This is a genomic window from Cryobacterium glucosi (genome assembly GCF_004402235.1).
Lineage (GTDB): Bacteria > Actinomycetota > Actinomycetes > Actinomycetales > Microbacteriaceae > Cryobacterium > Cryobacterium glucosi.
The window spans coordinates 1-21,373 of the sequence record NZ_SOFS01000036.1 but is presented as its reverse complement, the minus strand read 5'-3'; the positions used below and the strand labels follow the sequence as shown (position 1 = coordinate 21,373).

At 70.7% G+C, this 21,373-nt stretch carries 16 protein-coding genes; 9 read left to right on the top strand and 7 right to left on the bottom strand.

Annotation, left to right across the window (positions count from 1 at the left end):
• Positions 1-5 precede the first annotated feature (5 nt).
• The 4 genes from E3O46_RS15085 to E3O46_RS15070 all read left to right on the top strand — a co-directional run bounded on the left by E3O46_RS15085 (position 6) and on the right by E3O46_RS15070 (position 9,886).
• On the top strand, positions 6-7,046 hold the full coding sequence (locus E3O46_RS15085) for a hypothetical protein (protein ID WP_134562002.1): 7,041 nt from the start codon (positions 6-8) through the stop codon (positions 7,044-7,046).
• Positions 7,047-7,174: 128 nt separating this feature from the next.
• Positions 7,175-7,720 (top strand): hypothetical protein, encoded by a 546-nt coding sequence (locus E3O46_RS15080; protein ID WP_241975556.1) that lies wholly within the window; start codon positions 7,175-7,177, stop codon positions 7,718-7,720.
• Between the two features lie 373 nt (positions 7,721-8,093).
• Positions 8,094-9,392 (top strand): PQQ-dependent sugar dehydrogenase, encoded by a 1,299-nt coding sequence (locus E3O46_RS15075; RefSeq protein ID WP_241984917.1) that lies wholly within the window; start codon positions 8,094-8,096, stop codon positions 9,390-9,392.
• Complete coding sequence (locus tag E3O46_RS15070) at positions 9,392-9,886, top strand: SprT-like domain-containing protein (protein WP_134449709.1); 495 nt, start codon at positions 9,392-9,394, stop codon at positions 9,884-9,886. Before E3O46_RS15075 ends, E3O46_RS15070 begins: the two co-directional genes overlap by 1 nt.
• A 419-nt stretch (positions 9,887-10,305) precedes the next feature.
• Here the strand turns inward: E3O46_RS15070 and E3O46_RS15060 are convergent, their stop codons facing one another.
• Positions 10,306-11,076 carry a nuclease-related domain-containing protein gene (locus E3O46_RS15060; RefSeq protein ID WP_166787403.1) on the bottom strand — a complete coding sequence of 257 codons (771 nt, stop codon included), beginning with the start codon at positions 11,074-11,076 and terminating at the stop codon, positions 10,306-10,308.
• A gap of 309 nt (positions 11,077-11,385) precedes the next feature.
• Here E3O46_RS15060 and E3O46_RS15055 point away from each other — a divergent pair, with 309 nt between their 5' ends.
• The gene (locus tag E3O46_RS15055) at positions 11,386-12,498 is read left to right on the top strand and encodes an SLAC1 family transporter (protein ID WP_134449712.1); all 1,113 of its coding nucleotides are present in this window, start codon (positions 11,386-11,388) and stop codon (positions 12,496-12,498) included.
• Between the two features lies 1 nt (position 12,499).
• On the opposite strand, the gene E3O46_RS15050 is transcribed toward E3O46_RS15055, so the two are convergent.
• From E3O46_RS15050 to E3O46_RS15035, 4 genes are all read right to left on the bottom strand, one after another.
• Positions 12,500-12,802, bottom strand: coding sequence for a DUF427 domain-containing protein (locus E3O46_RS15050; RefSeq protein WP_134449713.1), 303 nt, complete (start codon positions 12,800-12,802; stop codon positions 12,500-12,502).
• A 62-nt stretch (positions 12,803-12,864) separates the two neighbouring features.
• A complete protein-coding gene (locus E3O46_RS15045; RefSeq protein ID WP_134449714.1) occupies positions 12,865-13,446 on the bottom strand; it encodes a hypothetical protein in 582 nt (193 codons plus the stop codon).
• 20 nt (positions 13,447-13,466) lie between these two features.
• Positions 13,467-14,738 carry a hypothetical protein gene (locus E3O46_RS15040; RefSeq protein ID WP_134562001.1) on the bottom strand — a complete coding sequence of 424 codons (1,272 nt, stop codon included), beginning with the start codon at positions 14,736-14,738 and terminating at the stop codon, positions 13,467-13,469.
• A gap of 65 nt (positions 14,739-14,803) precedes the next feature.
• Positions 14,804-15,238 (bottom strand): EVE domain-containing protein, encoded by a 435-nt coding sequence (locus E3O46_RS15035; protein ID WP_241984918.1) that lies wholly within the window; start codon positions 15,236-15,238, stop codon positions 14,804-14,806.
• 42 nt (positions 15,239-15,280) lie between these two features.
• Here E3O46_RS15035 and E3O46_RS15030 point away from each other — a divergent pair, with 42 nt between their 5' ends.
• The 4 genes from E3O46_RS15030 (at position 15,281) to E3O46_RS15015 (ending at position 19,062) form a co-directional block, all read left to right on the top strand.
• Positions 15,281-15,844 (top strand): hypothetical protein, encoded by a 564-nt coding sequence (locus E3O46_RS15030; RefSeq protein ID WP_174774821.1) that lies wholly within the window; start codon positions 15,281-15,283, stop codon positions 15,842-15,844.
• Positions 15,841-16,479 carry a DUF1684 domain-containing protein gene (locus E3O46_RS15025; protein WP_134449716.1) on the top strand — a complete coding sequence of 213 codons (639 nt, stop codon included), beginning with the start codon at positions 15,841-15,843 and terminating at the stop codon, positions 16,477-16,479. The genes E3O46_RS15030 and E3O46_RS15025 overlap by 4 nt, the downstream gene beginning before the upstream one ends.
• A gap of 291 nt (positions 16,480-16,770) precedes the next feature.
• Positions 16,771-18,456 (top strand): DEAD/DEAH box helicase, encoded by a 1,686-nt coding sequence (locus E3O46_RS15020; protein WP_134449717.1) that lies wholly within the window; start codon positions 16,771-16,773, stop codon positions 18,454-18,456.
• A 111-nt stretch (positions 18,457-18,567) separates the two neighbouring features.
• Positions 18,568-19,062 carry a GNAT family N-acetyltransferase gene (locus E3O46_RS15015; protein ID WP_134449718.1) on the top strand — a complete coding sequence of 165 codons (495 nt, stop codon included), beginning with the start codon at positions 18,568-18,570 and terminating at the stop codon, positions 19,060-19,062.
• A gap of 40 nt (positions 19,063-19,102) precedes the next feature.
• On the opposite strand, the gene E3O46_RS15010 is transcribed toward E3O46_RS15015, so the two are convergent.
• Positions 19,103-20,521, bottom strand: a complete 1,419-nt coding sequence (locus E3O46_RS15010; protein ID WP_134449719.1) for a HAMP domain-containing sensor histidine kinase — start codon at positions 20,519-20,521, stop codon at positions 19,103-19,105.
• Between the two features lie 3 nt (positions 20,522-20,524).
• A complete protein-coding gene (locus tag E3O46_RS15005; RefSeq protein WP_134449720.1) occupies positions 20,525-21,220 on the bottom strand; it encodes a response regulator transcription factor in 696 nt (231 codons plus the stop codon).
• Positions 21,221-21,373 lie beyond the last annotated feature (153 nt).

The following is a 21,373-nucleotide window of genomic DNA, read 5'->3' as shown; positions in this document are numbered from 1 at the left end:
AAGCGATGTCTGCTGTCGAGTTCGAACGTGTGTCCTTTTCCGAGCGACTACGCCGCAGCGTGTCGCCGATGATGCTGCTGCGCACTGCGGGCGTTGCCGCCGCTTCCGTGGCCGCCGGCCCCCTCGTGCTGATGGTCTTCCTCCTTCTCGGTGGCACCTTCGTCGGCGGTCGGCTGGCCGAAACGGCCGACGGCGCACTCGTCTGGGCCACGATCGTCACCACGCTCATCACCGTCGTCAGTGCCGCGCTCCTGGTCTTCGGAATCGTCGCGGTCGGGGTCCTGCACCGCCGGGCCCACCTCCCCCAGGGCGTTCGCGCGAGCGCGCCCCGGGTCGGCCGCTCCCTGCTCGGCGCGGCGCGCACCTTTCCCCGGCTCGCGCTCGCCCTGCTGCTGACGCTCGTCGCCCTGGTGCTCGCCACGATCCTGACGCTTCCCGCGAGCGCTGCGGCCCTGATCGTGGCCGTTGTCCTGTTCGTGCGGAACGCCCGCGTGCGCGAGCCCGAGGGGACGCGATTCACTCGCGGCACCCGCATCGCCCTCGTGGCCGCCGTCCCGTCCGTTCCGACGCTGGCCCTGCTCCTCCTCCTGCCCGCCCTGCTCGCGGCCACGCTCGACGCTCCCCGCTCCCTCCGAGCACTTGTCCGCATCGCGATCATCGGCCTGCGCCAGCGCCTGGTCCCCCTGCTTCTCTTCGTCGTCGTGGGCGCCGGTGTGTCCGCCGGCCTCACCTGGGCCGGCACCGCTGCATCACGCGCGATCGACGGCGACGGCACCAGCGCCACCGGGCTGCTCGTGCTCGCGGCGATCCTCGCGGCACTCCTCGCCCTCACCGGGATGGCCCTCGCCGTCATCGTCGCGGCCGTGCCCAGCGCATCCGCCGCAACGACCGCGGGCACGAGCGCGCCGCGCCGCCCGTGGCAGCGCACCCTGCCCCTGACCGCCGCCGGCGGGCGGGTCGCCATGCTCGTGGTCGTCGCCCTCGTCGCCGGCGTCGTTCCGGCCGTCACCGTTGCGGCACCCGCCCAGGCGGCGGGCGTCACCCCGTCGACGGCGGTCGCGCCCGCACTGATCGAGCCCGTGCTCAGCATCGGATTCGACGGCTTCGGTGCGACACCCATCCTCTCGGCCGAGGTCACCGTTCCGGACGGCGACCCGATGGGCACCGTGCAGTTCCTCGACGGCGCCGTCCCCCTCGGCGCCCGGGTCGCCCTGGCCCTCGCGCCCGGCGACCCGCACGTCGCCCGCGCCTCCCTGAGCGGCATGGCTCCGCTCGATCCGGGCTCGCATCCGCTCAGCTTCAGCTTCGAACCGGCCGGCACCGCCGTCGCCGCCGGCACCTCGAACGTGCGCATCTGGTCGTTCCTCGCCGACACCGAGGTCACCATCAGCACGGATGCCGCCGCCGCGGTGAACGGACCGGCGACCGTGACCGTGACGGTCGCCCCGACCTACGCCACGTCGATGAAGCCGGACGGAACCGTCGACGTCACGATCGACGGGACCACCGAGACCCTCACCCTAGTGGACGGCTCGGCGGAGAAGCAGGTCACCCTCCTTTCCGATCCGTACATCACCGCCGACTACGCCGGATCCGCCCTGTTCAAGCCCAGCTCCGGCCACTACCAGGTCGGCGCGGTCATCGTCCCTGACCCGACCCAGATCGTCGCCACCGTCTACAACCCGCCATTCACCCTCGGTACGGTGATCAACGCCTCCGCCGTCGTGACGGCGCCGAACGCCGACTACGGCACCGTGGTGAAGGGGACGATCCAGGTCTGGGCGGGCCAGACCCTGCTCACCGAGTCGTCCAAGCTGACCCAGACGCTCAGCATCCCCACAACCGCCCTCCACGCGGGAAGCACCGACCTGCGCTTCGCCTTCGTTCCGGCCACCGGATTCGAGGCCTCCGAGACCACGTCGACGATCACCATCGCCCCGGCCCGAACGAGCGTCTCCGCCGCCCTGCAGCCGGCCTCCTCACCGACCCTGGTGCCGCGCGGAAGCGCCCACGCGATGACCGTCGACGTCACCTCGGACCTGGACGGACCGCGCACGGTCGAGGTGCGCAACACCCGCACCTCCGCCCTCGTGGCCACCGGCAGCGTCACCGTCACCGACCAGCACGGCACCGGAAGCGTGGTTCTCACGGGACTCCTGCCGATCGGCAGCTACACGCTGGCGGCGACCGTGGTCGGCGACGCGGACCACGCCCCGGCCACATCCGCCGGCCAGACCGTCTCGATCGGCGCCGGCCTCACGAGCACCACGCTCACCATCTCGGCCGGCGCCGCGACGGTCGACACGGTGGAGATCGGCACCCCCGTCACCCTCGTCGCCACGACGACGGCAGCCGCCGGCGAGACGACCCTGCCCGGTGCCGTGACCTTCACCCTGCCCGACCGCTCCTCTGCACGAGTAGACCTCGCCGCCGACGGCACGGCGCGCTACAAGTTCACTCCGACCCAGGCGAGCACTGCCGCCGTGCAGGCCTCCTACTTCGACACGACGTCTCAGTACGAGCCGTCGAACGCGACCGATGCGCTGACGGTCGCGTTGGCAATCGCCTCGACCCCCGTCGCCGTCTGGACGGGCGACCTCACCCCGAGCGACCGCACCCTCACCCTCAGCTATGCGGCGGCACCGAACCGCGCCGTGCCGACCGGCGGCATCCGCATCCTGGATGCCTCCGGCGGCATCCTCGCCACGGGCAACCTGGCATACGGCTCGGTCACCCTGCGGCTGTCCGCACCCGGTGCGCACCCCGTGCTCCGCGCCGAGTACACCGGCGACGGCCTCTATGCCACGCGCACCGACGTGGTGCCGGTCTCCGCGCTGCGGAACTACACCCCCTCGGTCACCGTCGGCGCCCCCGCCTCGGCGCCGCTCGGCACCGCCTTCCCGGTGACGGTCGACCTCAGCGGCGTTCCGCTCGACCTCGTGACCCAGGTGAACCTCACGGCGACGGCCCCGGATGCGACGGTCAGCGACCTCGGCACGATCACCCTCGACACGGCAGGCCACGGCACCGCGGCCCCCACCCTGCTCGTCGCCGGGGCCCACGGCATCCGTGCGGTGGTCACCTTCACCGCGGCGAGCGAACTGGCGCCTGCCGCTTCGGACCCTGCCGTCACGACCGTGCAGCCGGTTCCCGTCCCCCAGCTCACGGTCTCCCGGACCGACCCCGGCGCAGCGCTCGTCGCCGGCGCGTCCGTCGAGCTGACCATCACGGCCGCCTGGCTCTCCTTCTCGTCGACGGGACTCGCCGCCGGCACACGAGCGGATCTCCTGGACGCCACCGGCACGGCCATCGGCACCACGCAACTGTTCGGGTCCCCTGAGGGACTGAGCGGAACGGTGACCGTCGCCAACCTCCGCGGAGGCACCCTGGCCGTGCACGCGAGCGTCGAGTACGGGCCGTTGCGGGCCTCCACGTCGAGCCCGGTCCTCGACCTCGCGGTCAGCGCGCCCACGACCGACCTGTCCCTGGCCGTTCAGCCGGTCACGGTCGGCGACAGCCTCACGGTCACGGTCACGGCCGAGCCGAGCGGCACCCTGACGGGGTCCTCCCGTTCGGTGCCGGCCACGGTCACCGTGCTGGGCACCGACTACCCCCTGAGCCTGACCCGCAGCGGCGCCACCGGGTTCTTCCGCGGCACGGTCGCGGTCCCCACCCTGCACGCAGGGTCCCTCACCCTGTCCGCGTCCACACCGGGTGACGGTGTCGACACGAGCGCCGCGACCGCGGACCTGACGGCCACCGTGGACAAACGCGCCACGAGCGTCGCGGTGGTCGTCCCGGACGGGGCTCGCGCGGGCGACGCCCTCCCGGTCTCCGCCCGGGTGCTGCAGGCCGGCTCCCAGACCAGCCCTGCGCCCACCGGCACGATCATCCTCACCGGTTCGAACGACACCCTCTGCGCCGCAGACGGGACCGGCGCATGCACCCTGCCCGGGGCATCCGTGCGGATGGGCGAGAACACCCTGTACGCGCACTACGACGGCGACGCCGACAACGAAGCGTCGCACAGCGTGACGCAATTCACCGCGTCAGCCCGGGGCACGGACCTCGCGGTGACGTTCTCCCCGACCCCCGACGAGTGGGTATACGGCGACCCGATCACCGCCAGCTGGACCACGACGACGACCGGTGCCGCCGCCGTCGGCCGGGTGTACTTCGACCTCCCCGGCGTCGGATGCAACGGGCCCGCGCTCGCGGGCAGCTGCACGCTCACCCCGGTGACGACCGCCCAGTTCGCCCCCGTCAGCACCGAGTACAGAGTCACCTTCGTCTCTCGAGACGACGCCCCCGGCGCCGTCGTGAGCGGAACGGCCGACGCCAGGCTGTGCGCATACCCGATCGTCTTCGGAACCATCGACTACGGCGACTCCGTGCGCTGCGGTGACGACAAGCTCGGCGTCGTCACCGGCAGCCTGCTGCGCGCCACGGCATACGCACATTCCGACTACGCCGTCGACAGCTGGACGATCGACGGCTCGATGCGTCTTTCGCAGGGACGGTCCTTCCTGTTCGTCGTGACCGGATTCATCCGCGTCGGCTACACCGAGCACTACGCGCCGACCTGCTTCACCCTGAAGCTGACCCCCACGGTGGACTGGGGCCTGCTCGACCCCTACGCGCAAGGCTGGGCGCGCGCGAATACCCGGCCGAACTGCGCCAGTCCGTACGGGTCCACCGCGCAGGAGCTGGCCGACCAGAAGGCCGGCTTCTCCCGCTACGCAGCGGGCACCATCGTGGACCTGACGCTCGTTCCCGCCAACCTCTCCGAAGAACACACCCAATCCGAATTGGAGCTCGACGCCCTCACCGGAGCGACCCTCACCGGCCCGTACTCCGCCCAGGTGGCGATGACCGCCGATCGCGCGGTCGCCGCCACGTTCCGCGTCAAGGCCTGCACGGTGGTCGACCTCCCCGTCACCGAGGGCGGCAGCGTCGCGGTGACAGCCGCCGATCGGCCGTCCACCAGCTGGGGCCTGAAGCCCTCGTCTGGAGCCTGCACCGTCGGCGGCGAGGCCGGATACGTTCCCGGAACGAAGATCACCGTCGTGGCCACCGCGAAGCCCACCGCAACGTTCGGTTCGTGGCTCGGCGGCTCGTCACGCGACAACACCCCGACGACGCTGCTGGCGGCTCCGACCGGACAGCTGCTCAAAAGCGGTGCCACCACCGCGACGACACAACTCACCGTGCCCTGGGCTGACAGGTTCCAGGTCGGAGCCCAGTTCAGCATGGTCAAGTGCGTGACGGTCACCGTCGTCTCGAAAGCGATCCGCGACTACTTCGCCGCGCGCACGGGCGAGCCCGCCGGCGCCTCGTGGGCACACGACGGCCCCCTCACGCAGTGCGGCGACGTCGCATCCACGACCACGACCAGCAACAGCGCACTCGGCGGCTACCACGTGGTCACCACCACGGACTCGATGGTCGCCACGGGACGCCTGCACCTGACCACGACGGAACCGGAATACGCCATCATGGGCTGGCGCGGCTACACCGGTAACACCGCCTCGGTGCGCTGGAGCAGCAGCACCCAACAGGGTGTCGTCTGGAACGGCAACCAGGGGACATCCGGGGGAACGGAGATCGACCTCGCGCGGGTCAACAGCGCCATCACGCTGACCGCCGGCTGGTACAACACGAGCTGCAAGCCACCCATCGTGAACCTTCCGCAGGGCGGCTCCTACATGATCGCTCCCCTGTCAGCCGACGAGAGCTATTGCGAACGCGCCGGCGAACTGCCCCGGGGCCAGGCCGGGTACCTGCTGCCCGCCGCCATCGCCGGGTCCCCCAACCTCGTCCCGATCACGAGCCTGGTGAACGCCTCGGGCCTGGACGAAATGGCGGAGTTCGGCACCTCCCAGGGCTTCTTCGAAGGTCGCGCCAAGGTCTATGGCGGCGGCAGCTATCGCCTCGAGTACTGCGCGCCCATCGGGCTGAACGTTCGGGTCATCGACGATTCGGGCCAGGCATCCGCCCTCGACCCGGAGACCGCCAAGAAGATCGTCGTCGACGACGGCGGATGCCCGCCTCTCTATTCGCGCCCCGGCCGCACCGTGACCACCGCCGTGACCGTTGCCGGGCAGTACACCTACTCGGTGGGGGGAAGCACCGACGGCACCGGCCCGACACGCGTGGTGGATGCCCAGGGCAACGTCTCCGGCCCGAACACCCTCGACCTGACGATCATCTGCTACACGATCTCCGGGAAGGACCTGTCGGCGACCACGCCCGGCAACTGCCCGGGAGGGGCCGGCAACCGGTACACGCGCGGCACCACGGTGCAGCTGCAGGCCGAGGACATCGAAGGCAACCGCTTCGACGGCTGGGACTACGCCGACGCGTCGAGGGACCAGACCGCGTGGGTGATCATGGACAGGGACCGCTACGTCGAGGCCAAGATTCACCGCTACAGCACCCGCGAGAAGGTCGGCAACTGGTTCAGTTCGATCAGCCAACGCATGCTCGCCGCCGTGATCACCGTCGCGACGGGGGTGTCCCTCGCCCAGTTGATGGTCGCCAAGGTCGCCGCCGTCGGGCTGAAACTCGCGGCAGCCGGCCTCAGGGCCGCGGGAGCCGGTGGTGCGGTCGCCGACGCGATCGACAAGGCCGGAACGGTCATCCAAGCACAGGTCGACCTCGCGATGCTCGCGACGAAGTGCCTCAACGACTGGGCGAACGGCAAGGGCGAGATCCTCACCCTGCCGTCCTCGAACAGCGCGACACCCACGCTGGGCGCCGGCGCGGGGCTCGGCCCGAACGCGACGGCCGAGGACATCTTCAACGCCGCCAAGGCCGACCTCCAGACCCGGATCGCCGCGAAAACGGGGTACAGCGGCGCGGTGCCGATCGGGGCGGTGACGAGTGACGTGGGAACGTTCATGAATGTCGTCGGATCGTTCGGCGAGAACCTCAGCATGTACGGCTCGGACGCAAAGACGAACTGGAGCAGCTACGAGGCGTCGATGAAGGCGTGCATGGCCGAGGGAGTCGACTCCTACGTCAAGGACACGTACACGGGGTACTAGCGGAGTGCGGCGAGCGGACCGGGGCCGGGCCGGAAAGTTCGCCGGCACACCCCCGTACGGGTGTCGCCGCGGCATGGTCGGGATATCCTGTTAGGGAACCCGATCGTCCGCGGCACACCCGGCCGCCCTTGCCTCTGGACTACACCCTGCCCATCATCATTGGTTACGACGCCGTCACTCTCCGTGAAAAAGTCGACCTGCTCGCCGCCGGGCAGCGCCTCGACGAACTCGGCGAGTTGCGCAGCCTGTCCGCGCTCAACGAGAAGATCGCGCTGCTGCGCCTGATCGGACGCCTCGACGAGGCCTTCGACATGGCCAACGCCGCCCTGCGCCAGGCCCGGTTCACCGGATCCCGGGAGGAACTCGCGGCCAGCCGCATCCGCCGGGCCCAGGTGATGCAGTTCCAGGGCAAGCTCGATGAAGCCGGGAGCGAGCTCACCCACTGCGTTCTCGAGGCCGAGACGCACGAGTGGAGCGCGGTTGCGGCGTTCGCGCGGGAGAACCGCGGGAAGGTCCTGTTCGAGCAGGGCGACCTCGAGGGGGCCCTCACCGACCTCACCGCCGCCGTGTTCCTGCGGGAGAAGGCCGGGGCATCCGTCGAGCAGCTCGAAGGGTCCCTCGTCGCCGTCGCAGTCGTCGAGTCCATCATCGCCGAGCGGGGCCAGGGCCGCTAACCCCCCTGGCGCGTGCTCGCGCCCGCGCCGGTTTCCGCAAGCCGCGCCCTCCGATGTGGGAGCGGGCTGCGCAAACAGTCGCGACGGCAGTCGCGGGAACGGACCACGCGGAGGACGCTGCGGCAACCCGGTGGTCGATGTCGGTGGACGGGGGCATTCTGGGGGAACGGGCGTAGCCGGTTCCCCCACTGTTCCGGATGCGCGGGCACACGGTAGGGCAGGCCCCGCGGCAGCGGGCCGGTGCAGGAGGAGTCGGGAGGTCGCAGTGGACGAGTGGATGCCGCCGCACGAGCCGGCACAGGGGTGCGCACTCCCGCCGACGCAGCCGCGTGGAGTGCGGCATGCCCGGCGTTCGGCGCACCATGCCGGCCGGGTGGTCCGGCACCTGGCCGTGCTCGCAGTAATCACGCTGATCGCCCCGGTACTGGTGGCGTGCACCTCCGACGCGCCAGAAACGCCCGCAGCGGCATCCGCATCGTCGGGGCCGTCACCCGCGACGCCATCCCCGGGTTCGACCGGTGTGCCGAGTCCTGACCACGGGGCGCAACCGGGCGACCCGAACACCGGACCCGGCCAGGGCCCCGGTGAGGGCGTGGGGCCCGTCGAGCCGGTCGGGGACCCCGTCGTCCTCGCCTCGGGCCTCGAGGTGCCGTGGTCGATCCTTCGCCTGCCCGGCGGCGGCACCCTGATCAGTGAGCGGGGCACCGCACGCGTGCGTGAGCTGCTGTCCGGCGGACTCCGCGACGCGGGCACGGTTCCCGGTGTCGTCGCGCGCGGCGAGGGCGGGCTGCTCGGCCTCGCCTACCTCGCCGACCCGGCCGCGGCCGTCGGGGCCCCCAGCGCGGGACCCGGGGGCTGGGTGTACGCGTATTTCACCGGCACCACCTCCAACCAGATCGTGCGGATGCCGCTCACCGGCACCCTCGGAAGCCTCACGCTCGGGAGCCCCGAACCGGTGCTCTCGAGGATCCCGCGGGCAGGCAATCACGATGGCGGGCGCATCCGCTTCGGGCCGGACGGAATGCTCTATGCGACGACCGGCGACGCCGGGAACACCGCGGCCGCGCAGGACCTCGGGTCGCTCGGTGGGAAGATTCTCCGGATGACGCCGACCGGCGCCGTGCCGCCGGACAATCCGTTCGGGACGCTCGTCTACTCATATGGGCACCGGAATCCGCAGGGCATCGCCTGGGATTCGCGCGGCCGGCTGTGGGCGAGCGAGTTCGGGCAGTCGACGTGGGGCGAACTCAACCTGATCACGCCGGGAGCCGACTATGGCTGGCCGGACGCCGAGGGCATCGCGCACGACCCGCGGTACACCGACCCGGTCGTGCAGTGGCGCACGCCCGAGGCCAGTCCGATCGGGCTCGCGATCGTCGGGGACACTCTGTTCCTCGCGGCACTGCGGGGCGAACGACTCTGGCGGGTCGACTCCTCAACAGGCGCGGCGAGCGCGTGGTTCGTCAACACCTGCGGCCGGCTGCGTGACGTGGTGCCCGGCCCGGATGGCACACTGTGGTTTGTGATGAACAACACGGACGGCCGCGGCATCCGAGCCGCCGGCGACGACAAGCTCTACTCGGTTCGAGTGGAGCAGACCACGCCCCTGGCGCGAGGCATTCGGGTGGCGCAGCGAGCGAATGAACCCGCCGGATTTGCGGCGGCGCCCTGATGGCGGACCTCACCCGCGTGCGGCGCTGGGCCGAAGCGCTCATCGACCTGCACCTCGACGCCGGCTGGACCTTCGCGTTCGACAACGCCAAGAAACGCGCCGGGCTGTGCAACTTCACGGCGAAACGCATCACGATCTCGCGTTACCTCGCCTCCCGGTACGAGGACGACGACGTGCACCAGATCCTGCTGCACGAGGTCGGGCACGCGCTCGCCGGCCCGCGCGCCGGCCACGGCCCGAAGTGGAAGTCCATCGCCCGCGACCTGGGCTACGACGGCAAGCGCACGCACGACGGCGAGATCGCCAACGAGCTCGCCCCGTGGGTGGGCGTCTGCCCGGCCGGCCACATCCACTACCGGTACCGGAGGCCGACGCGCGCCCTCGCCTGCGGGCTGTGCGGGCGCGGCTTCAACAGTGACCACCTCGTCACCTGGACGAGCCGGGAGATCACTGCGGCGGCTCGGCGGCGCGCCGCGGCGTCGGCCGGACTCTAGGCCGGGCCGGGAGACCGGCCACCGGCCGGGCGTGACAGGAGCGGGCGTGACCGGAGCAGGCGCCTGCCCGACGGGCGGTGAATGCCTGGCGCACGCCGATCCGGTGAGACGCCGGTGCCAACTCTGACGCTCCCGGCCGGCAGCTTCCCGGAGTGGTCCGGCACGACGATATACAGCAACGGCCAGCGAGTGCCCTTCGACACCGGCGCCTTCGAGGCGAAGTGGTGGACCCAGGGCGACAGCCCGGATGCGGCGGCCGAGAATCCGGACGCCTCCCCTGGGTGGCGCTCATCGACGCCCAGCTGCGGGTGCTGCTCGGCCTGCCTGCGATCCCGGCGGACACCGACAGCATCGGGCAGCCGGGGCGACAGGGACGGCCCGGCCGACGGCACCCGCTGGCTTACGCGGCCGCCGGAATGTCAGCCGGAGAGGCCCATGGCCTCGGACACGAGCCCGATGATGCCGAAGAAGGCTGCGCCGCCGCCGATGAAGATCGCGAGCGGAAGGTAAATGCGGCGCTGTCGGCTGGCGGCGCGGACCTCCGCGTCGAGGGCCTGGAAGCGTTCGATCAGGTCGTCGCCGGTCTCGACGGGCACGTTCGCCCACATCGCCGGGTTGTCGAACAGGCCGGTGAGCCGGCCGCACTCGTTCTGGTCGAGGACGACCGGGAGCGCCTCGAGCCAGCCGACGAGGTCGTCGACGCCGAGCACCGTGACGAAGGGCGGGCGAGCCCTGACCTTGACCTCGCGGGCGCCGACGAAGACCACGGTCGGCCGGACCGGTGCGGTCTGGGCGCGCCGGTCGCTCATCAGGTCGGTGATATGGTTCGCCTCGAACTCGGCGTGGCGCAAGTAGGGCACCGTGCGTCCGTTGACGGTCAGCACGGCCTTGTCGACGAGGATGCGTGCCGAGCGGTGCTGTTTCGCGTTGACCGTGATCACACCACCGGGGCCGACGATCAGGTGGTCGATATCCCAGCCTTCGAGGCCGATCGGAAGCGCGTGGAAGATCGTCCAGTCGGAGCTGAGCGCCTCGAGGCTCTTCCCGACAGCGATCTCGCCGAGTGCGGCCAGGTACCAGCCCTCGCAGCGTTTGCCGAGCGGGGAACGCCCGCGGAAACGGTGCCACGGTGAACGCACCGGCGTTCCGGTCTGCTCGCGCAGCAGCTTGTCGATCACGGATTCCGCCATCCGCCGCCTGTACATGCCGCCGCCGCTGAGCCTCACCATGTCTGTCGGTCCGATACTTTTACTACGCGCGATCGCAAATCCTGTCAGCCAATTGTCCCCCCGAACAAGGGCGTGTCCTTACTCAACGGGATTATGCGGTTCGGTCAGCCCCCTCACGTACCTCTCCTGGGCACGCCGGCGCTGGGCCGGAACGACCGAAACGCACGCGCCTGACGGCCCCGCGCTGCCCTCTTGCGGCAGGTCACTCCGACTCCGGTATTCTATTGAGAGGACAACTGTCCGTTCAACAGCGGCCCGAGGGGAACGATCATGCCGGCTTCCCCTCGCGCGTTCCGGAGAGTCCTGCGGACCGGGCGGGCCCCGCTGACGAGCTTCGGCATCCCCTTCGGGCTGTCGGGCCTTGCCGGCACCTGGACGATGGCCGCGGGAGTCCTCGGCACGCCCGCTGGGATCGGTGAGGCCCTGTGGGTGTTCGCGCTCGTCGCCTGGGTTGCGGTCCTCGCCAATTACCTCGTGCGCAGCCGGAACAACGGGGGGACGATCCGGGGGGACCTCGCCGACCCGGTGCAGGCACCGTTCGCCGCCCTCGCGCCCACAACCGGGATGCTGCTGGGCACCCATGTCGCTGTATCCCTGTCCGCGGGTTCCGGTTCAGGGCATCCGCTTGCGGGGGTACTGCAGGGATCGCCCGCCGGGCTCCTGGTCGCGCTGGTGCAAGGGGTCGTCGTCGGGTTCCTGGTCGTGGCGCTCGTCTTCGGGGCGTGGTCTGTCGCGCAACTGGCTCTCCGGATGCGCGACATCGACACACTCCATGCCGGGTACTTTCTTCCGACGGTCGCCGCCGCCTTCATCGCAGGGCAGTCGGCGGGAACGTTCGGCTGGACGACGCTGAGCGTCGCTTGTATCGGGGTCGGGCTGCTGTTCTGGATGCTGCTGGGTGCGCTCATCCTCGGCAGGATGGCGTTCCGTCCCGCCCTTCCTGCCCGCCTGCTGCCGACGTTCGCGATCTTCTCCGCCCCGCCCGCGGTCGCGGGGAACGCCTGGTTCGCCTCCAACGGCGGCCGGCTCGACACCCTCGAGACCGTCCTGCTCGGGACGTTCGTGCTGCTGATCCTCGTGCAGGTGATGATGCTCGCCGCCTACTGGCGGCTCGGGTTCGACCTCGGCTTCTGGGCGTTCACCTTCACGGCCGCGGCGAGCGGGACCTACGCCCTGCACTGGATCGGAGGTGCCGCAGCGCCCGGTGCCGGGACCGGGTCGGCCGTGAACCTGGGGGCGTCGGGGGACTGGGTGTCGGCGGTCGCCGGAACCGGCATCCTCGCCACCGTGACCCTCGTGATCGGCAGTATCGCCGTGCGCTCGGTCGGGTACCTCGTGCGGGCACACGCCCGCTCGACGCACGCACCGCAGGCGCGCGTCTGACCTACTCGGTGACGGAGATTTCCTTCCAGAAGGCGACGTAGCCGCTGTAGTCCTGGCCGACCCGGTCGAACGAAGCGGGGTACGGCGTCGGGTAGCTCCAGGCGCGGTCCTGCAGGAGGGCATCGCCGTCTTTGAGGCTGAAGTACTGGCATTCGCCCTTCCACGGGCAGGTGTACGGCGTCGCGCTCTCCACGAGGAAACCGGGCTTGACGCTCTCCGGCGGGAAATACCAGTTGCCCTCGATCTTGACGAGGTCGGACTGGGGGGCTTCGGCGATCGTGGTGCCGTTGAATACTGCCTTCATGGGGTGCTCCTGGTTCGGTCGGTGAATCGGGCTGGTGCGAGGCGGTTGCGGATGATGAAACGTCAGGCCGGAAACCGGAATTCCCGGACACGGCGAATCTCGGCGGATTGCCGGGCGGCATCCGTGGCCGTGTGCGGCCGGGCGAGGTCGATGGCGGAGCGAACCTCGTCGCCCCGACCGGCCGCGCCGAGGGCCACGGCGGTCTCGGACGCGCTCACGAGGTGGCGGAGGGCACGATGGAGTCCGAGGAACCCGGCGGAGGGGGCGGCAGCCTCCGGCGAGCAGTGGTCGATTCCGAGGCGGGCGAGTTCGTCGATCACTTCCCCGGCCAGGAGGAAGTCTTCGACTGCCGGGCGCGGGGAACCGTCCCGGCGCTGCTCGCCGACGGCGATCACGGCGACGGAGAACCGGTCGGCCTTCTCGGACTGACGCGCGAGCACCCACTCGGCGACGCGCGCCGGGTTGCCGAGGTCGGCCACGATCACGCGGGGCCCGCCCAGGGGCGTGGCCGGTGCCGTGTCGCCGACGGTGGGCAGGGCATCCGCGAGGATGATCACGTCCGCGTCCCCGGCGAGCGCCTGGAACCCGGCGAGACCGACGTCGAAGCGGACCTGGTACTTCTGCTGGGGCAGGAATTCACTCACCGGGAAAGGCTACCCGTCGGTCAGGCGAAGCGAGCGTCGTAGCGGGCGAGGGCGTCGGCATCCGTTGCGAGGGTCATCGCCCGGCGCGCGGCGTCGAGCGCGGTCACGGGGTCGGCCTCGGCCTCGGCGAGGGCGACGAGCCGCTCGGATTCGGCGAGGCGGGTGCGGGCCTCCGCACCGACCCGGCCGGGGTTGGCCGAGATGAAGCCGCGGGTCACAGTGCCCTGGCTGCGCGCGGCCAAAAGCGCGCCGGCGAGCGCGGCCCGCGCGTTGTCGAGTCGCAGCTGCTGGTTGCGAGCCTCCGACCGGGTGACGTCGAGCCCGTCGAGCACCTCTCGCAGCCGGGCGAGGTCGGCGGCCGGGTCGCTCACCCGCGACGGATGCCGCAACTCGGCCACGATCGCATCGGCGGCGGTGATCACCCGGTTCAGGTCGGCTGCCGCGACGGACTCCTCGTGCCCGTCGCGCAGGGTGCGCGCCTCGGATATCTCGGCGTCCGCGGAGTCGAGTGCGGCGCTGAGGGTCGCATAGCCGATGTGGAGCTGGTCCTCTCCGGTCTCGATCGCGTCGAGGAGCTTGCCGGCGTGGAAGAGCCCGAGCTCCGCCGCCGAGAGCTCATCGCCGATCGGGTAGCCGTGGACGGCCGCGAGATGAGCGGCGGCGGCATCCGTGGCCTGTTTCGCCTGTCCGAGGGCTGTGCGGGCCTCGGCCACGTTGCCGCTGAACGCGGCGAGCGCGGAGTGGGCGTAACTGAGCCGGAGCCTGTCGATACTCGCCGCGCCCGCTGCGACCCGATCGGTCACCCGATCCACGCGCCGGGTGAGCTGCTCGAGGAGGAGCGGGGCGTCGCGCTCGCGGCCTCGGCGGGCGGTGAAAGCGCGGTCCTGTTCGGCGAGGCGGGTCGTCGCCTCAGCGGCGAGCGCGATGATCTGCTCGGTCCAGCGTCGGCGTTCGGACTCGGTGTCCGGAACACTGTCATCGAGCTTCTGCTGCAGGGCGAAGGCATCGCGCAGCTGGCGGCGGGAGAGTTCGAGGGCCGCGGCGAAGTCCCGGGTCGCCGCCTCGCCGAACTGGGCGACCGCGAACCCGAGTTCGTCGGTCGCGGCGCCGACCTGGTCATCGGCCCGCACCAGGGAGATCGCCGCGGCGCGTGCGCGTTCGGCGACCACCGCAGCTTCGGCCTGCTCGCGGTCGCGGCGACGACGACGAGCGGATGCGACGACGAGGGTCACCCCGAGGACCACGAACGCGAGAAGTATGGCCGAGGGCACCCACCAGAGATCGCCAGTCATAGCCGCGAGTCTAATCAACGCGGCTGGGGCGAGCGGGAGCACCCGCGAACATGCCGTGCCGGCGCCTACATGCGGCGCATCTGCCGCCGGATCACGTCGTAGTCGTGCCGGGAGATCTCGAGCAGCCCCCGGCGGAGCTGGTAGCCCCAGTCGGGATCCTCCCGGGTGAACTCGAGCACGTTCAGGAGCGGGCGGATCGACGTGCTGACGGCATCCGTGTCGTAGTCGATGCGCCGCCGCCACGGCACATAGGTGCCGGAGGGCGTCTCCGGGCTCCGGAATTCGTACGCGTTCCCCTCGGCGACGAACCCGATCGCAGTGAACTCGCGCAGCAGCTCGCCCTCGACGGCGGTCTTCGGCGAGTAGTACACGACCCCGTCGCTCTCCCGCATGCCCTCGAGCGTGGTGCGCAGCCGGTAGCCGGCCTGCGCGAAGCCCATGGCGACGCCCCGCTGCACGTTATCGCGCTGCGCGACCCCGAGCCAGTACCGAATTGCCACTCCTCAGTTGTACTGCATGCCCCAGCGCCACAGACTGGGGGCATGCGTGTTCTCCTGAAAGAAATCCTCGATTGCCCGCCGGATGCCGCGTGGCGCGCCCTGCAGAGCCCCGCCGTCTTCCGCGAGGTGAGTTCGCCCCTCATCAGCGTGGAGTCGCTCGAGGCCGACGGCTTCCCCTCGATCTGGGAGCCCGGCGAGCACCCTGTCGAGCTGAGCGCGCTCGGCCTCCTGCCGATGGGCAAGCAGGTGATCCGGCTGCAGATGTCTACCGAGCGGCGCGACGGCGTGCGCATCGTGCGCGACACCGGCCGGGGCGTCTCCGGCGCCCTCGAGGCCGTGACGCTCTGGGACCACCGGATGGCGGTGTCGGCAGACCCGGCCGGCACCGGCAAGACGCTCTACCGCGACCAGCTCATCTTCCGCACCGGCGCGCTCACCCTGCCGAGCTGGCCGGTGTTCTGGGCGATGTGGCAGTGGCGGATGCTTCAGCTCAAGCGGCTGGCCCCGACGTGGCGTTTCGACGTGGGCATCGACGCGGTCGACGCCGCATCCGCTGACCCTGACGAATCCGACGGGGATTCTGCGCCGACGGAGGTGTCGGCATGAGTTCGACTCTGGGCGCCCTGCAGCTCGCCGACTGGCGCCGCCGCGTGACCGGACTGTATGCGGGCGTGCGCCAGCTGAGCGTGCAGAATCCTGCGGCGGGGCACGAGCTCTGGCGGAGCGGGCGCGACGACCTGTTCGCGGGGCATCCGTCGTCGCCCCTGCTCCCCGACGATCGGTCCGCGTTCACGGGGCTCACGGTCGCGCCGTACGACCCGGACTGGCGTTTCGAGGTCGAGGTGCACCGGGCGCCGGAGCCGCACTGGATTGCGGTCGAGACCGGGACGGACGGCACCGTGCCGTTCGACCTGGTCGGCATCGTGCGGCTGCCCTACCTCGGCCCGATCGACCTGTGGCGACTGGGCAGCTACGGCGGCGGCCTGTTCCTGCCGCTCAAGGACGGTCTCGCCGGACGCCCGGGCGGAACCTACGGCGGCGGGCGCTACCTGCTCGACACGATCAAGGGTGCAGACCTCGGACCGGGGGTCGGCGACGACACCCTGATCCTCGACTTCAATTTCGCATACAACCCGTCCTGCGCCTACGACCCGATGTGGGCCTGCCCGCTCGCGCAAGCCGGCAACACGGTCGCGGTGGACGTACCCGTCGGCGAGTTCTACACCGGCGACCGCGACTAGAACGCACCGAGCTGGGGGATCCTGGGAGGGTGCTTGACAGCATCCGCTAGACTGAAACCACTTGCGAATGCATCGCTGCGCTCGCTGCGTCGTAGAACGCCCTCTTCTTGTTGCGGCGGCACACCTGCCTGGTGGGCCGAGCGCATATTGCGAATGAACATTCTTACGGCGAACGGATGTGCCCATTGGCACCTTCGCCATGTGAATCCTCCTGGCTCCGAAGCCTGCATTCCCTCACTCGGGGTGCGCACACGGTTCGACGGAGGGCTCTGATGCCTGAAAGGCACCACTTTGTCTGAAACTTCCTTCGGCGCGCTTGGCGTGCCGGCTCCCCTCGTTGCCGTCCTCACGGCGCAGGGAATCGACAGCCCCTTCCCGATCCAGGTCGACACCCTCCCCGACACCCTCAAGGGCCGGGACGTGCTCGGTCGCGGCAAGACCGGCTCCGGCAAGACCCTCGCGTTCGCCATCCCGATGGCCGCGCGCCTCGGCGGCAAGCTCGCCGGCGGCAAGCGTCGCCCGGGCCGCCCGCTCGGCCTGATCCTCGCGCCGACCCGCGAGCTCGCCACCCAGATCACCACCGCACTGACCCCCTTCGCCGAGGCGTACGGCCTCAACACGACCACCATCTTCGGCGGCGTCTCCCAGGGCCGTCAGGTCTCCGCGCTCAAGGCCGGCGTCGACATCGTCGTCGCCTGCCCCGGACGCCTCGAAGACCTGATGAAGCAGGGTTACGTCAACCTCGACTCCGTCGAGATCACCGTGCTCGACGAGGCCGACCACATGGCCGACCTCGGCTTCCTCCCCGTCGTCACCCGCATCCTCGACAAGACGCCGAACGGCGGCCAGCGCCTGCTGTTCTCGGCCACCCTGGACAACGGCGTCGACAAGATCGTCCGCAAGTTCCTCCACAACGAGGTCCTGCACTCGGTCGACGACTCGAACAGCATCGTCTCCGCGATGACGCACCACGTCTTCGAGATCGACAACGCCGAACAGAAGAAGGCCCTGATCGAGAAGCTGGCCTCCGGAACCGGACGCCGCATCCTCTTCATGCGCACCAAACACCACGCGAAGAAGCTCGCCAAGGCGCTCACCGAGGCGGGCATCCCCTCGGTCGACCTGCACGGCAACCTCTCGCAGGTCGCCCGTGACCGCAACCTCGCCGCGTTCAGCAATGGTGACGTCAGCGTGCTCGTCGCAACGGATGTCGCCGCTCGCGGTGTGCACGTCGACGACATCGAACTCGTCATCCACGTCGACCCGCCGGCAGAGCACAAGGCGTACACGCACCGCTCCGGCCGCACCGCCCGCGCCGGGCACGCCGGTGACGTCGTCACCCTCGTGCTCCCGGAGCAGCGTCGCGACACCGCAGACCTGCTGCGCAAGGCCGCCATCAAGGTAACCCCGCAGCGCGTGACCGCGGACTCCCCCGCCGTCGCCGCCCTCGTCGGCGAGGTCGCCGCATACGTCAAGCCGGCGCCGCGCACCGAGCAGCCGCAGCAGCAGCGCCAGTCCCAGGGCGGACGCTCGCAGGGCGGTCGCTCGCAGGGCGGCCGTTCCGAAGGCGGTCGCTCGCAGGGCGGCCGTTCCGAGGGGGGTCGCTCGCAGGGCGGTCGTTCCTCGTCCTCAGACGGCGGACGCTCGCAGGGCGGCAGCCGTTCCTACGCCTCCTCGTCGTCATCCGACACCTCGCGCTCGTCCGACGGGCAGCGCTCGCGCGGCCGTGACGACCGCGACGGCGCCAGCACCGCGCCCGTTCGCGGCAACCGCGGCAGCCGCAGCAACGACGCCGCCTCGGCCGGCGGAGCACGCCAGGAGCACTCTGGCCGCCCCGCGGCATCCGGTCGCAGCCACGCCCCGCAGGGCTCCGGTCGCTCCGGCGGCATCCAGGTCGGCGGACTCGTCCGCGGATCCGGCTCGGGAGCCGGCGCCGGCGGTGCCCGTCGCTCGGCGCCGCGCCGCGCGCAGGGCTAAGCAGCACCAGCACGACACAAACGGGCCGGACTCCACCAGGAGTCCGGCCCGTTTGTCTGCCCGGACCGGGCGCGGTAAACCGGCGTCCCCCGGCTGGGTTAGGGTCAGATTATGGACACCACCACCGTCGTTGTTCGGCCCGTCGAAGAAGCGGACGCCGAGAGTCTGGGCCGCGTACACGCCCTCTGCTGGCACGAAACCTACGACCACCTGCTGAGCCAGGCGGCCCTCTCCCAGCTGCGGCCGCAGCGCCTCGCCGCCATGTGGCGCCGGTTCACCACCCAGGGAGCGGAATACCGCCAGGTCGTCGCACTCGTCGACGGAGAGGTCGTCGGCTTCGCCGGCAGCGGCCCCGCCCGCGACGAGAACGCCCCCGCCGCCCACGAGCTGTACTTCATGTACCTGCTCGAGGACAAGCACGGCAGCGGCATCGGCCAGAAACTCTTCGACGCGGTCGTCGACCCCGGGCCCTCCTACCTCTGGGTCGCCGCGGTCAACCCGCGTGCCCACGCCTTCTACACCCGCAACGGCTACGCCGCCGACGGTCACGAGCAGGTGCAGGAAGTGCTCGGCGAGCAGCTGCACGAGGTTCGGCTGGTCCGGTAGGTCTCCCCGCAGGCCGATGCACCGGCGCGCGCCGCTCGCGTCAGTGTGCGACGGGCCCGTCGCCGACCGGCAGCACCACGGCGAAACACGCGCCGCCCTCGGCCGCGGACTGTACCGTGATCGTGCCGCCCATCCTGGTCACCAGCCGGGCGGCGATCGACAGGCCCAGGCCCGTGTTGACCGGGCGGATGTCGCGGTATTTGGCTCGCAGGACTCCGCGCTCGAACGCGACGGCGGCATCCGAGGTGCTCAATCCAGGGCCGCTGTCACGCACCTCGACCCGCACGTGCCGGCCGTCGACCCGGCGAGCCGCGAGTACGACCTCGCCGCCGGCCGGCGTTGCGCGCAACGCGTTCTCGAGCAGGCCGTCGACGATCTGGCGCAGGCGCATGCCGTCGGTCACGATCGTGAGGACACCCGGCACTGCGCCCGCACCCGCACCGTCCCCCGGCTCGTCGACGCGCAGCGCGACGCCGAGCTGGGTGCATTGACCCTGCCAGGCGAGCGCAGCCTGCGCGAGCACTCCGCCGACGTCGATCGGCTGCAGGTGCACGGTGAAGTCATCGGCTTCGAGGCGGGCGAGTTCGAGCAGGTCGCTCACGAATCGGTCAACGCGTTTCGTCTCCGCAACCAGGACGTCACCGACCGCCGCGCTGCCGCTTGCTGGAATCACGCCCTCGGCGAGGGCCTCCGCATACCCGCGGATCGCGGTCAACGGCGTGCGGATCTCGTGCGACACCGAGAGCAGGAACTCCCGCTGGCGGGTCTCGCTCGTACCCAGCGCGTGGTCGAGGGCACGGAGCGAGCGAGACACATCGTCGATCTCCGGAATGCCCTGGGCCGCGAGGAGTACGCCGCGTTCGCCGTCGGCGAGCCGCCGGGCGGCTCCTGCGGTCCGCTCCAGTGGTCGCGCCAGCCGCCGGGACAGGAACAGTCCGGCGAGCACGGCCACGACGAGCCCGACGAGCACGGCCAGCAGGATGCGCCCGGCGACGAGCCTGCCCGAGTCGGTGATGTCCGCAACGCGCACGAAGCCCACGAGCCCACCACCTCCCGCAAGCGGCCGCGCTTCCACCACGTACGACTCACCCCGGATCTGCAGCGACGTCGACACCGAGCGGCCGGCATCCAGTACCCGGGTGATGCGGCTCTTGACGTCCTGCGTGACCGTGAGCGCGCCCGGACCTGTTTCCGGTACCGTCCCGTCGGCGCCGACCAACACAAAGCGCTCGCCGCGCGCGCCGAGGAGGGTGTCGTCCTCGAGCAGGATGCGCAGGGTCGCGAGCGGCCGTTGGCTCAACGCGGTCGTCCGGGCGCCGAGGTCCGCCTGGGCCTGCGTCGTGACGAGGGTCTGCACGAGTTGCAGGGACACGACGGCCGTGACGAGAACCGCAACGAACGCCACACCTACCGTGACGAGCAGGATCCTGCCGCCGAGTGACGCGAACCAACGCCGCACCGCTCAGCCCTCCAGGCCGGCGACGGAATACCCGACGCCGCGCACCGTGCGGATCGGATTTCCCTCGCCGAGCTTGGCACGCAGCTGGGCGACGTGCACGTCGACCGTCCTGCTCGCACTGTAGTCGGCGATTCCCCAGACCAGGGAGAGCAGTTCTTCCCGCGAATACACCCGTCCGGGCCGGGCCATCAGCTGGGCGAGCAGGTCGAATTCGGTCGCGGTCAGGTCCACGCGGATGCCGCCGAGCGCGACCAGGCGCGTCGCCGGGTCGAGCGTCACATCCTCCACCCGCAGCACCGCGTCGCCGATGAGACCCGAGGAGCGGCGCACGATTCCCTTCACCCGCGCGACGAGTTCCCTCGGCGAGAATGGCTTGGTCACGTAGTCGTCCGCACCCAGTTCGATGCCGAGCACCCGGTCGACCTCGTCGTCGCGTGCCGTGACGAAGAGCACGGGTGTCCAGTCCCCCGCCTCGCGCATGGCCCGGCACACTTCGATCCCGTCGAGCCCGGGCAGGCCGACATCAAGGATCACCGCGGCCGGCCGCAACCGGCGCACCTGGTCGAGACCCGCGCGCCCGTCGGACTCCAGATGCACGGTGAAACCGGCGCGCACGAGGTACAGGCGTTCGATGTCTGCGATTGCGGGGTCGTCTTCGACGACCAGCACCAGCCCTCTGTCGTCGCCCACAGCATCCATTAAGCCAGTAGACGCCGGTTGCTGCGAACCGCGCGGGCGGATGCTGTTATGTCTCAGGACATCGGTGACAGTTCTGCATCAATAGATCGGTGACCATTCGGGCGTGTTTGGTGGTGACACTTCTCCCGCGTACACATTTGAGGGATGACTCGT